Source organism: Brevibacillus sp. LEMMJ03, assembly GCF_007197875.1.
GTDB lineage: Bacteria > Bacillota > Bacilli > Brevibacillales > Brevibacillaceae > Brevibacillus > Brevibacillus thermoruber.
This window is the reverse complement of sequence record NZ_VKJN01000002.1, coordinates 69,525-81,751: the sequence shown is the minus strand read 5'-3', so window position 1 is coordinate 81,751 and position 12,227 is coordinate 69,525. Positions and strand designations below refer to the sequence as shown.

Genomic DNA, 12,227 nt, shown 5'->3' with positions numbered 1-12,227 from the left:
GGTGTGTAAATTTATGCTTGCGGCGGACTGCATGTTATAATGGGGAATGTTAGCGTTGACCACGTTAAGGAGGCACCATTTTGGAACAACGGGTGTTGAAAACCTTGGAATACGACAAGATCGTCGCCCTCCTGATGGAGAAAGCGACATCCGCATACGGCAAAGAAAAAGCATCCGCCCTGACTCCCTTTGTCCGCCTGGACGAAGTGCGGACGGCCCAGCAGGGAACGGCCGAGGCGGCAACCGTGCTGCGGCTGAAGGGAAGCGTGCCGCTGGGCGGCATCCGCGACATCCGCGCCGCCGTGCAGCGTGCCCGGCTGAACGCGATGCTGGCGCCGATGGAGCTGCTGGACATAGCCGACACGGTAGCGGCGGGGCGCCGGCTGCGCAACTTTTTGCTCGACCTGTGCGAGGAGCAGGACCTGCCGCTTCTGCGCTTTCAGGCGGAGCGGATCGAGGGCCTGCGCGAACTGGAGGCGGAAATTCGCCGCTGCGTGGACGAGAACGGCGACATCCTGGACAGCGCCAGCGCGGAACTGCGGCAGGTGCGGCAGGAGATTCGCCAACTGGAGGCGCGCATCCGGGAAAAGCTGGATCAGATGACGCGGTCTTCCTCGTACCAGAAAATGCTGATGGACAACATCGTGACGATTCGCGGCGATCGTTTCGTCATTCCCGTCAAGCAGGAGTACCGCCACGTCTTCGGCGGGATCGTTCACGACCAGTCGGCGTCGGGGGCGACGCTGTTCATCGAGCCGGAAGTGATCGTGTCGATGAACAACAAGCTGCGTGAACTGCGCCTGCGCGAAGAGCGGGAAGTGGAGCGGATTCTCTACGTCCTGACGGAGCAGGTATCCGGCGCGGTGGAGGCGCTGAAGGAAAACGTCGACGCGCTGGCGGAGCTCGATTTCATGTTCGCCAAGGCACAGTTGGCCGCCAGCATGAAGGCGGTCTGTCCGCGGCTGAACGACCGGGGCTACCTGCGTCTGAAAAAGGCGCGGCATCCGCTGATTCCGCATGAAAAGGTCGTGCCGGTGGACGTGGAGCTGGGGGGCAGCTACCGGGCGATCGTGGTGACGGGCCCCAACACCGGGGGAAAAACCGTCTCGCTGAAGACGATCGGTCTGCTTTCGCTGATGGCGATGGCCGGTCTGCACATCCCGGCGGAGGAAGAGAGCGAAGCAGCCGTCTTCTCGTCGGTGTTTGCCGACATCGGCGACGAACAGTCCATCGAGCAGAACCTGTCCACCTTCTCCAGCCACCTCACCAATATCATTCACATCCTCGGCGCGATGGATGAGAAGAGCCTCGTGCTGTTTGACGAATTGGGAGCGGGAACCGACCCCACGGAAGGGGCGGCGCTGGCGATGGCGATCATCGACGACGTGATCAGGCGCGGGGCCCGGCTGGTTGCCACGACCCACTACAGCGAGCTGAAGGCCTACGCCTACGACCGACCGGAGGTAATTAATGCCAGCGTGGAGTTTGACGTGGAAACGCTCCGCCCGACGTACCGCCTGCTGATTGGCGTGCCCGGCCGCTCCAATGCGTTCGCCATCGCCAAGCGGCTGGGACTGCCCGAGGAGATTATCGAAAAGGCGCGCGCTTCCATCAGCGAGGAAGACAATCAGGTGGAGAGCATGATCGCCTCGCTGGAGCGAAACCGCAGGACGGCGGAAGAGGAGCGGCAGACGGCCGAAGCGCTGCGGCGCGAAGCGGAAGCGCTGCGTGCGCAGCTTGAAGAAGAGCGGGCCCGCTTCGCCGAAGAGAAAAACAAACTGCTGGAACGGGCGGAAGAAGAAGCGCGGATCGCCGTGCAGCTTGCCAAGGAAGAGGCGGATGCGGTCATTCGCGAGCTCAGGCGCATGATGGCGGAAGGCGTGGAAATCAAGGAACACCGGCTGATCGAGGCCAAGAAGCGCCTGGGCGACGCCGTGCTGGAGCTGGAGAAGGAAAAGGTGAAAAAACCGGCCAAGGCCGTGCGCGCCACCCAGGTCAAGCCGGGTGACGAAGTGATGGTGACCAGCTTCGGCCAAAAGGGAACCGTCCTGGAAAAAGTGAGCAGCGACGAATTCCTGGTCCAGATCGGCATCATGAAGATGAAGGTAAAGCGGGACGACATGCACGTGGTGAAGCCTTCCAAGCAGGAACAGACCGCCGCCGCGTACACGTCGGTCAAACGCGCCCGGAACACGGTCAAAATGGAACTGGACCTGCGCGGTTACAACGTGGAGGACGGCATCCGGGAGATCGACCGGTACCTGGACGAGGCGCTGTTGGCCGGCCTGCATTCCGTCTCGATCATCCACGGCCACGGCACCGGCGTGCTGCGCAAGGGCGTTCACGAGTACCTGCGCCAGCACCGGAACGTCAAGTCGTTTCGGCTCGGCGGCCAAGGCGAAGGCGGCGTGGGCGCCACCATCGTCGAGCTCAAGTAGGAGATCGGGAGGTGCCGCATGGAACACTTGCTTCACAACAAATACTTCGCCGCCGTTGCTTACTTCACCGTCACCGGGCTGGCGATGATCGTGTTTTTGTCCGTGTTTGAACTGGTCACGCGCTACCGCGTGTGGCAGGAGCTGAAGCGGGGAAACGTCTCCGTCGCGATGGCGACGGGCGGAAAAATCTTTGGCATCGCCAACATTTTCCGCTACTCCATCCAGCATCACGACTCGATCGGACAGGCGTTGATCTGGGGGACGCTGGGCTTTTTCCTGCTGCTGACCAGCTACTTCATCTTTGAGTTCATGACGCCCAGCTACAAGATCGATGAGGAAATCGCCAAGGACAACCGGGCAATCGGCTTTACCGCCATGGTGCTGTCGATCGGGTTTTCCTACGTGATCGGGGCCAGCCTGACCAGGTGACCAGAGCAGGGCCCATGCCGGACGCAGCCGGCGGGCAGCGAAGGGCGGCACGCTCATCCTCGCCTGGGGGCATGCACATGGGACCGGTGGTGCGCCAGCATTCGTGAAGCGAAGAGGAAACGGGGGATGCAGGATGAGCCAGACGGATGATGTTGTCGTGACGGTGCTGCACGATGGGGAACGTAAGCCGCTTTCCCTGAAGCGGGGAGAGAACCTGCTGATGGCGCTGGTTCAGGCCGGACTGCCGATTGACTTTTTCTGCACGACGGGAAAATGCGCCACCTGCCGCCTCCGCATGGACATTCCGGCTGGTTCGGCTGCCCTCCCGTCGCCCACGGAGCGGTACCGCCTGGGAGAGGCGGCGGTGGCGGCGGGTATGCGGTTGAGCTGTCAGGTGTACGTGACCGGTCCGTTGACCGTTCATCTGGACGCGTCCGCTCCTGCCCGGCCGTGAACCTTCCGTTGAACCATTTTCGATTGGAGAGTATAATTAGGCTTTGGCAGACGGTGCCGAGCCATCTGCATGAGGAGGCGTCACCTTGGAAACCTTGTACAAGGTCCTCATCGTCTTATGTGTGTTGTTTCTTGCGGCAGGGGTATGGTACCTGTCGGATTGATGTGAAAAGGCCACGCTGACCGCGCGGACCTTTACCAGATAATGGGAAAGAGGAGATCTGCAATGACTCAGCCTGTACGCGTAGCTGTTGTCGGATTAGGATTCGTCGGATTGCCGCTGGCGCTCACGTACGCCATGAAAGGAGCCCGCGTGGTCGGCGTGGACGTCATGCCGAACGTCGTCGAGGAAATCAACGCCGGCAAATCCCACCATCTCGAATCCTATCAAGGCAAGACGCTGCCGGAAATCCTCCGCGAGCAAATCGCCGCCGGCCGCTTCCGGGCGACGACGTCCTACGAAGAAGCGGCAGCGGAAGTGAACAACTACATCGTGACGGTCGGTCTGCCCGTGCACAACGGGGACCCGGACCTGGGACCGCTGAAAAGCTGTGCCCAAACCTTGGGGCGCGTGCTGAAAAAGGGAGACATGGTGATGATTCGCAGCACCGTGGTTCCCGGCACGACGGAAGAAGTGATTCTGCCGATTCTGGAAGAAGCCAGCGGGTTGAAGGCGGGCAGCGACTTTTACCTGACCTACTGCTCCGAGCGGATTGCCGAGGGGCGGGCGTTTGAAGAGTTCATCCACATGCCGCTCGTGCTCGGCGGAATCAACGCGGAGAGCGCCGCGAAAGGCAAGGAGCTGCTTTCCTTCATCAGCGAAACGGAGATCACCATCTCCGACATTCGCGTGATCGAGACCGCGAAAGTGATCGAAAACATCCAGCGCGACGTGAACATCGCGATGGTGCAGGAATTTGCCCGCTTCGCCGAGGCGTTCGGGATCGATACCTTTGAGCTGATCAAGGTGGCCAACACCCACAAGCGCGTCAACCTGTTGACCCCGGGGCCGGGCGTAGGCGGCTTCTGCCTGCCCAACGCGCTGTACTACCTGCAGCCCAAGGCCAAAGAGCTGGGCGTCTCCCTGCCCCTGCTGCAGTTGGCCCGCACCACCAATGACGGCGTGCCGGCCGTCCTGGTCGGGATGCTGGAACAGGCCCTGGGGCAAAAAGGCAGGACGCTGGCGGGCAGCCGCGTCGCCGTGCTGGGTCTGGCGATGAAGGACTTCTCCAACGACGACCGGGTGAGCCCGGTGCACGACCTGATCGCGCTGCTGCAGGCCAAAGGCGTGGAGGTACGCTCCTACGACCCGGCGGTGCCCAGCCGCTACGAGCACAAGACGGACAGCCTGGAAGAGGCGCTGCGCGGCGCCGACGCGCTGTTCCTGACCGCCGTACAGAAGGAGTTTGCCGAATTGGATTGGCAGCGCGCCGCCGAGCTGATGGCGCCGTCGCCGATCCTGTTTGACACGAAAAACCGTATTCCGCGCACGCTGGACACGGACAGCCGGTTGACCGTGGTGCGCATCTGACGAAAGACAAACGGCAAAAGTCAAAAGTCCCCAGGCCGGGGACTTTTGTTTTTGGGGTGGCGATCCCCATCGAAGAAGGCTCCCGTGACGTGTTCGGTCCGGGAGCCTTTTTGCCGTTGTGAACCGCATGATCACGCGTTTTTCGCGTCGGTTACTTTAATGAACAAAATGGGAATTATGCGGCTTATATCGTTTATTTTCGTTTTCTATTCTCGTCAAAATATTGTTGTTATAATGAAAACACTTTCTTGAAAGCGTATTCTTTCTGGGGGGAAACGAACATGCTGTCTTTGCTCGGCTTCTTGATGATGGCCGTCTTTCTGTACCTGATCATGACAAAGCGGTTGTCCGCGCTCGTTGCCCTGATCGTCGTGCCCATTTTCTTTGCCCTGATCGGAGGGTTCGGGGCGGAGATGGGATCGATGATGCTGGAGGGAATCACCAAGATCGCTCCCACGGGGATCATGCTGCTGTTTGCCATTTTGTACTTCGGGATCATGATGGATGCGGGCCTGTTTGATCCTTTGATCGCGAAAATTCTGAAACTGGCGAACGGAGACCCGCTGAAGATTGTGGTGGGGACCGCCGTCCTGTCGATGTTGGTGGCACTGGACGGAGACGGGACCACGACCTACATGATTACGGTATCCGCGATGCTGCCGCTGTACAAACGGTTGGGCATGAACCCGCTGATTCTGGCGGTCACGCCCATGCTCTCGATGGGGGTCATGAACATGACGCCGTGGGGCGGACCGACGGCACGGGCGATGAGCGTGCTGCACCTGGATGCGTCGGAAATGTTTACGCCGCTCATTCCCACGATGGTCGGCGGGCTGATCTGGGTGATCGCGGTGGCCTGTATACTGGGCATGCGGGAACGGAAGCGGCTGGGCGTGGCGGAGATTCAATACGCCGCTGACGAACGGATGGCGATGGCCGAACAGGCGGCGGCCGCCGACCGGCTCAAGCGTCCGAAACGGCTGTGGATCAATCTGCTGCTGACCTGTGCCCTGATGACCGGCCTGGTGATGAACTGGCTGCCTCTTCCGGTCCTGTTCATGATCGCGTGCGCAGCCGCTCTTGTGATCAACTACCCCAACCTGCAGGAGCAGAAGGAACGGATCACCGCCCACGCCGGAAATGCGCTGACCGTCGTTTCCATGGTCTTTGCCGCCGGGATTTTTACCGGCATCCTGACCGGCACCAAGATGGTGGATGCGATGTCCAACACGCTGGTTTCCCTGATTCCCGAGTCGCTGGGAACGCACATGCCGATTTTGGTGGCAATTACCAGCCTGCCCTTTACCTATTTCATGTCAAACGATGCCTACTACTTCGGCGTGGTGCCGATCCTGGCCGAAGCGGCAGCCAGCTATGGCATCGATCCGGCGGAGATCGGCCGGGCCTCCATCCTGGGCCAGCCGCTGCACGTCTTGAGCCCGCTTTATGCGGCCCAGTATCTGCTCCTCGGAATGGTGGGGGTCGATTACGGGGAAAATCACCGGTTTATCCTGAAGTGGGCCTGCGGCACATCGCTTGTGATGATGGTGATCGCCGTTCTCACGGGAGTGATGTCGTTCTAGCTCATCCCTGAGGAAAAAAGAATCGTACGAGCGGATAGAGGCCCCCTTCGGCCTCTATTTTCACTGTTTTTGCGGCTGAGATCGCGCCGGAATCTGCTACACTGAGGGGAGAGGTGGTTTCGTGCGGTTTCAAAGCAAACTGATCCTGGTGATCTGTACGCTGCTGTTGTGCGTGATCGCGATCCTGGGATGTTCCTTTGAGTACATGCTGGCGAACGCGCTGAAAAAGGAGATCGGCACACGCGCCCTCCATGTCGCGGAAACCGTCGCAGCGATGCCGGAGATCAAAAGGGCCTTTTCCACCCCCGATCCGTCCAAGACGATCGCCCCGTTGGCGGAGAAAATTCGCCGGGAAACCCATGCGGATTTTGTGACAGTGGGAAACCGGGAAGGAATCCGCTACTCTCACCCCATCCCGGAGCGGATCGGAAAGAAAATGCAGGGCGGCGACAATCAGCCCGTCTTTGAAGGCCAGGCGATCATCTCGGAGACGACCGGTTCCCTGGGGCCCGCTCTGCGAGGCAAGGCTCCCATTTTCAACGAGGCGGGACAGGTCATCGGGGTGGTGTCCGTCGGGTTTTTGCTGGAAGATGTCCAAAAAACCATCCATTCCTATCGGGATAAGATCGTCGCTATCGGGTTGATCGCCCTCGCATTGGGCGTGATCGGCACCTTGTGGATCGCCCGCAGCGTGAAACAGGCGATTTTCGGCCTGGAGCCGTCCCAGATCGGTCAGCTCTACCAGGAGAAGCAGGCCATCCTGGAATCCATCCGGGAAGGGATCGTGGCTGTCAACGCAAACGGGACGATTACCATGGCGAACCAGACGGCGCTGCAGCTTTTGGGATTGGACAGCTCGAAGGAAATCACGGGCAAACCCGCGGACGAGATTCTGGACAGCTTCCGGCTGCTGGAGGTCCTGAAGGCGGGCCGGGCGATCGTCGACCAGGAGACCTGGATGGCCGGTCATGTGCTGGTCGTAAACTGCGTGCCCATTCTGGACGCGCACAACCAGATTGTCGGCGCCGTGGCCAGTTTCCGCGACAAATCGGAGCTGTACCGGGTCATCGAAGAGCTGTCCCGCGTCAAGGAATACGCGGAAGCGCTCCGTGCGCAAACCCATGAGTATTCCAACAAGCTGTACCTGATTTCCGGCCTGATCCAGTTGGAGTCGTACCGGGAAGCGATCGAGTTTATTACCCGGGAAACGGATGTCCATGTGAATCACACCCGGTTTATCATGCGGGAGATCCCGGATCCGATCATCGGCGGACTGCTGCTCGGCAAGCTGAATCGGGCCAGCGAACTGAAGGTGAAGCTGGAAATCGACCGGGAAAGCAGCTTCCGCGACATTCCGGCGTGGATTGACCGCCACCATCTGATTACCATCATGGGTAACCTTGTCGATAACGCCCTGGAGGCGGTTTTGGCGCCGGGGGCTTTCGCCAGGGAAGTGAACGTCTTTCTGACCGACATCGGGGAAGTGCTGCTGTTCGAGGTGGAAGACCGGGGGCTGGGCATTCCCGACGAACACGCGGACCGCTTGTTCGAATTGGGGTTTTCCACGAAAGCGCAGAAAAATCACGGCTTTGGCCTCGCCCTGGTCAAACAGGCTGTCGAGCAGTTGAACGGACACGTCAGTCACACGCCCAATCCGGACGGGGGAACGATTTTTACCGTCGTCATTCCAAAAGAAGCCGATGCAGCAAGGAGGGGGAAGGGAACGCCATGAAAGCGAGGAGTGATGAGCCCATGATTCAGGTGTTGATCATCGAAGACGACGTGCGGATCGCCGAAGTGAACCGGCGCTTCGTGGAAAAGGTGAGCGGGTATCAGGTCATCGGCATCGCCACAAACCAGCAGGAGGCCGTGGACCAACTGGACATTCTCCAGCCTGATCTGGTGCTGTTGGACATTTACTTTCCCGACATGAACGGTTTGGACTTTTTGTCGGTCATCAAGGAGCGGCGTTCGGAGACGGATGTGATCATGCTGACCGCCTCCAAGGAAGTGGATACGGTCGTGGAGGCGATCCGCCACGGCGTGTTTGATTTCATCACGAAGCCGCTGATCTTCGAGCGCCTGCAGCAAACCCTTGCCAACTACCGGGAGTTCCGGCAGAAGGTTCGCGCCTTGCAAAAAGAGCGGGAGCACATCAATCAGGAAGAAATCGACGAGCTCATTCGCGCGGCGGGGCCCAACGGCGGAAGGGATGGCAGTGTGGTCAAGGGAATCGACAGAATCACGCTGGAGAAAGTGGCTGCCTGTCTCAGCGAGGCGGGGGAAGTCACCACCGAACAGGTGCGAAGGGCAACGGGGACGAGCCGTTCGACGGCACGCCGCTACCTGGAATACCTGGTTGTCACAGGGGAGGCGGTCGCGGACCTCTCCTACGGGGCGGTGGGACGGCCGGAGAGGGTCTACAAAAGCGTGAAAAAGGCGAAAGGAACCGCGGAACGATGATGGCGCGGCGGCCGTTTTTCACCATCCTGATCGCGGCGGCAGGGGGCGCCGTTTTCTCCCTGCTTCGTCTGCCGCTGCCCTGGCTGCTGGGACCGCTGGCAGCAATCGTCGGTTCGGTCATGCTGGGGTGTGACAGACTGTGGCTGCCTTCCTGGTTTCGCCGGATCGGCCTCGTGATCGTCGGCGTCGCGCTGGGCATGCGGATTACCCGGGACATTTGGGGGGCCATGGCGGATCACATCGGGATGATGCTGGTAGCCACGATCGTGACCATCCTGTTCGGCCTGATGCAGGCCTGGGCGATCCACAAGCTGTACCAGGTGGACGTGATCACGTCCATTTTCAGCAACATCCCCGGTGGACTCTCGGAGATGGCCACGATCGGCAGGGAGCAGGGCGGGAACCTGCAGATTATTTCCCTGTTCCACTCCATTCGCATCGTGACGGTTGTGTTCGTTACGCCGTTCGTCGTGATGACGCTGTCCCACAAGCCCAACCTGCTGCCGGTACAACCCGCGAGTCAGGCGGTCGGCTGGATGCAGGCGGCGGTGCTTTTGGCCGCCGGGGCACTGGGAGCGGTTGCGGCCGCCCGTTTGAAGATCCCTGCGCCGTATCTCCTGGGGCCGCTTTTGACGGCGTCCCTTGTGTCCTTTGCGCTTTCGTTGACAGGCGGCGCTGCCGGTACGGGAACGCCGGCCCTGTCCGGCCTCGTCGTGAAAGGCGCCCAGCTCCTGATCGGGGCGGGGATCGGCATCGAATTCAGGCGGGAGGAGATTCGCACCTACCGCAGGCTGCTGGTGGCGGCGCTGGCCGCGTCTCTGCTGCTGACCACCCTGACGTTCACGCTGGCCCTCCTGCTGTCGTATGCCACGGGCATCGACCTGCTTACCGGCATGCTGGCGACGGCGGCCGGCGGCGCCGCAGAAATGAGCCTGACTGCCCTGGCGATCGGTGCCGACCCGCTTCTGGTGACCGCCTTTCAGCTCTTTCGCGTGATGTTCATCGTCACCGTCTTCTCGTTTTCCGTCCGCTGGTTTCTAAAACGGCGCGGATTGTGTGAAACGGCAAACAGGCAGGCGCGCTGAGGAAGCGTGCCTGCCTTGCTGTTGGGGGAAATGGGGCAGCGGCCTTAGAAAAATTCGACCGTTCCCGCCAGGTTGATCATCGCCCGCATCGTTTTGTACAGGTCGTGCTGATCGGCGGCGGTGTAGTGTACCGTGCAGCTTTCCCTTTCGTACCGGGTGCCGGGAACGATGGCGGCCATCTCCGCCTGACCGGCATGGGAGAACTCGATGGCCAGTTCCAGCGGCGTCGTGACGCGCAGCGGCGCCATCTGTGCGGCCCGGGACAGCGCCAGCTTGGTCTGCCGCTTCAGTTCGGCGGTCGCCTCCTCGCGGGACAGACAAAGGGCGGCTGTGCGGGATACCGCCTGTTTGACCACGGCGGTACAAATGTCGGGGATGAGTGCTTTCGCCTCTTCCGCGATCAGGTTGTCCCCCGACACGAGGCAGACGGGCACGCCGTACAAACCGGCGTAGACGGCGTTGAAGCCGAATTCCCCCACCACCTGGCCGTTGATGTACATGTTGCGGACACAGCCTGACATCGTGTGGCTGAGGACGCCGGGCACCCCCTGCCGCGTGTGGTAGCCGATGAAGAGGGCGGCGTCAAAGCTTTCGTCCAACCCCTGCATCATCGAGAAGTCGCGGGGGGAGCCGGCCACCAGTTTCGCCTGGGGATGCAGCGACTCCCACAGGATGTTGTTCATTGTATTGTGGCTGTCCGCCACCACGATTTCCGTTGCGCCCCACTCCAGGGCGGCTTCGATGACGGCGTTGGCGTCGTCCGTCATGAACTGGCGGCCGCGCTGGTAGTTACCCCCGGCGTTCGGATTGATGTAGCTGGTGTCGACAATGCCGGAGATGCCTTCCATGTCGACGGAGAGAAACAGTTTCATCGGGCCCATCCTTTCTCGTACGATTCTGAATCATTCCTCTTCTATGAAAGCAGATTGTCCGGCCGGAGGCAACACCCTGTACGCCGGCGGACCGCTTCACGGAGGCAGAAAAAAACACGGCTGCCGGGAAGGCGGCAGGCCGTGTGTTCTTTGATCTTTTTATCTCGGGACAAACGGGCAGCTTACACCAGGCGGCGGTACAGCGCCAGGGTGCGTTCCGCCATGCGCTCGATGGTGAAGGTGTCTTCCACCGTCCGCAGGGCGTTGCGGACGAGTGTTTCGCGCAGGTCGGGCGATTGGCGCAGCTCCTGCATGGCCCGCGTCAGCCGCTCGACGTCGCCCGGTTCCACCGTCAGGCCGGTTTCCCTGTCCTTGACGAACTCCTTGACGCCCCCGACGTTGCTGGCGATGACCGGCACTTCCGAGGCCATCGCTTCGATCAGCGTGTAACCCAGTCCCTCGTAGAGGGAGGAGTGGACAAACGCGTCACAGGCATGCAGGCAGGCGGGGATGTCCTGGCGGAAACCGGCGAACCGGACCCTGTCCTCCAGGCGGTGTTCGCGCACCTTCGTTTCCAGCAGCGCGCGCTCGGGACCGTCTCCCACCATGACGAGGCGGACGTCCTCTGCGCCGTGGTCCCGCGCCAGGCGGGCAAACGCGTCGACCAGGAGCGGCAGCCCTTTCACCGGGACGAACCGGGCGACCGTGGAGAACAAAAACGCCTCTTCGGGAATGTTCCACTCCGCCCGCAGCCGCTTCCGGTCCTCGTAACGCCGATGCGTCTGCCGGTAGGGGGCGAGGTCCATGCCGTTGTAGATGACGCTGATGCGGTCGTCGGGCACCCCCTCCTGCCGCAAAATGTCCGCAAGCGCGCCGCTGATCGCCACAAAGTGACGGTTCCATCGGCGGGTGGACCGTTCCATCAGCGTGACGGCGGCGTACGCCAGCGGATGGACGTAGTCGTAGCGGAGGTGGCTGTGCACGGTGGTGACCAGTACGGGGCCGGTTCCCTGCACGGCCAACCGGGAAAAAAAGTTCGCTTTTACGCCGTGGGTATGTACAATGTCCGGTTGAAAGCGGCGAAACGTCTCGCGCAGCGCCTTCAGCAGGCGCACGTCAAAGCGGCCGAACCTGTCCAGCGGGATGACGGAGACGCCGGCCTTGCGCAGCTCGTCGGCGAACAGGGAGTTGTAAAAGCAGACGACCGCCACGTCCACCGCTTCCTGCGGCAGGGAGGTGACCAGGTTGAGAATATGCTGTTCCGCTCCGCCAAATTCCCCCCCGCCGATGACGTGGAGGACTCGTAATTTGCTCATGACAATCCACCCAAACCTTTATGACAAACCCTCTATCGAAGTCATTTCACATCAGCC

General features: G+C 61.0%; 10 protein-coding genes. 8 read left to right on the top strand and 2 right to left on the bottom strand.

From position 1 onward, the window contains the following. Window positions 1-80: 80 nt before the first annotated feature. The 8 genes from FOI68_RS02985 to FOI68_RS02950 all read left to right on the top strand — a co-directional run bounded on the left by FOI68_RS02985 (window position 81) and on the right by FOI68_RS02950 (window position 9,982). Entirely contained in the window at window positions 81-2,438 is a 2,358-nt protein-coding gene (locus FOI68_RS02985; protein ID WP_143862282.1) for an endonuclease MutS2, read from the top strand. Window positions 2,439-2,456: 18 nt separating this feature from the next. Further along, the gene (locus FOI68_RS02980; protein WP_029097626.1) at window positions 2,457-2,867 is read left to right on the top strand and encodes a DUF350 domain-containing protein; all 411 of its coding nucleotides are present in this window, start codon (window positions 2,457-2,459) and stop codon (window positions 2,865-2,867) included. Window positions 2,868-3,000: 133 nt separating this feature from the next. Beyond that, entirely contained in the window at window positions 3,001-3,321 is a 321-nt protein-coding gene (locus FOI68_RS02975) for a 2Fe-2S iron-sulfur cluster-binding protein (protein ID WP_035300470.1), read from the top strand. Window positions 3,322-3,546: 225 nt separating this feature from the next. Continuing rightward, on the top strand, window positions 3,547-4,851 hold the full coding sequence (locus FOI68_RS02970; protein ID WP_035300468.1) for a nucleotide sugar dehydrogenase: 1,305 nt from the start codon (window positions 3,547-3,549) through the stop codon (window positions 4,849-4,851). A gap of 281 nt (window positions 4,852-5,132) precedes the next feature. After that, window positions 5,133-6,434, top strand: coding sequence for a CitMHS family transporter (locus FOI68_RS02965; RefSeq protein WP_143862281.1), 1,302 nt, complete (start codon window positions 5,133-5,135; stop codon window positions 6,432-6,434). Window positions 6,435-6,555: 121 nt separating this feature from the next. Further along, complete coding sequence (locus tag FOI68_RS02960; RefSeq protein WP_143862280.1) at window positions 6,556-8,166, top strand: ATP-binding protein; 1,611 nt, start codon at window positions 6,556-6,558, stop codon at window positions 8,164-8,166. A gap of 20 nt (window positions 8,167-8,186) precedes the next feature. Further along, entirely contained in the window at window positions 8,187-8,897 is a 711-nt protein-coding gene (locus tag FOI68_RS02955; RefSeq protein ID WP_143862279.1) for a DUF977 family protein, read from the top strand. Next, window positions 8,894-9,982 carry an AbrB family transcriptional regulator gene (locus tag FOI68_RS02950; protein ID WP_143862278.1) on the top strand — a complete coding sequence of 363 codons (1,089 nt, stop codon included), beginning with the start codon at window positions 8,894-8,896 and terminating at the stop codon, window positions 9,980-9,982. Before FOI68_RS02955 ends, FOI68_RS02950 begins: the two co-directional genes overlap by 4 nt. Window positions 9,983-10,026: 44 nt before the next feature. On the opposite strand, the gene FOI68_RS02945 is transcribed toward FOI68_RS02950, so the two are convergent. Continuing rightward, on the bottom strand, window positions 10,027-10,854 hold the full coding sequence (locus tag FOI68_RS02945; protein WP_143862277.1) for a M55 family metallopeptidase: 828 nt from the start codon (window positions 10,852-10,854) through the stop codon (window positions 10,027-10,029). Window positions 10,855-11,036: 182 nt separating this feature from the next. Further along, on the bottom strand, window positions 11,037-12,170 hold the full coding sequence (locus FOI68_RS02940; RefSeq protein WP_143862276.1) for a glycosyltransferase: 1,134 nt from the start codon (window positions 12,168-12,170) through the stop codon (window positions 11,037-11,039). Between the last annotated feature and the right edge of the window lie 57 nt (window positions 12,171-12,227).

Excerpts from the sequence above, each read along its gene's own strand:
- FOI68_RS02980 (WP_029097626.1), top strand. The coding sequence starts at position 2,457 with ATGGAACACTTGCTTCACAACAAATACTTCGCCGCCGTTGCTTACTTC.
- FOI68_RS02975 (WP_035300470.1), top strand. The coding sequence starts at position 3,001 with ATGAGCCAGACGGATGATGTTGTCGTGACGGTGCTGCACGATGGGGAA.
- FOI68_RS02970 (WP_035300468.1), top strand. The coding sequence starts at position 3,547 with ATGACTCAGCCTGTACGCGTAGCTGTTGTCGGATTAGGATTCGTCGGA.
- FOI68_RS02965 (WP_143862281.1), top strand. The coding sequence starts at position 5,133 with ATGCTGTCTTTGCTCGGCTTCTTGATGATGGCCGTCTTTCTGTACCTG.
- FOI68_RS02955 (WP_143862279.1), top strand. The coding sequence starts at position 8,187 with ATGATTCAGGTGTTGATCATCGAAGACGACGTGCGGATCGCCGAAGTG.
- FOI68_RS02950 (WP_143862278.1), top strand. The coding sequence starts at position 8,894 with ATGATGGCGCGGCGGCCGTTTTTCACCATCCTGATCGCGGCGGCAGGG.
- FOI68_RS02945 (WP_143862277.1), bottom strand. The coding sequence starts at position 10,854 with ATGAAACTGTTTCTCTCCGTCGACATGGAAGGCATCTCCGGCATTGTC.
- FOI68_RS02940 (WP_143862276.1), bottom strand. The coding sequence starts at position 12,170 with ATGAGCAAATTACGAGTCCTCCACGTCATCGGCGGGGGGGAATTTGGC.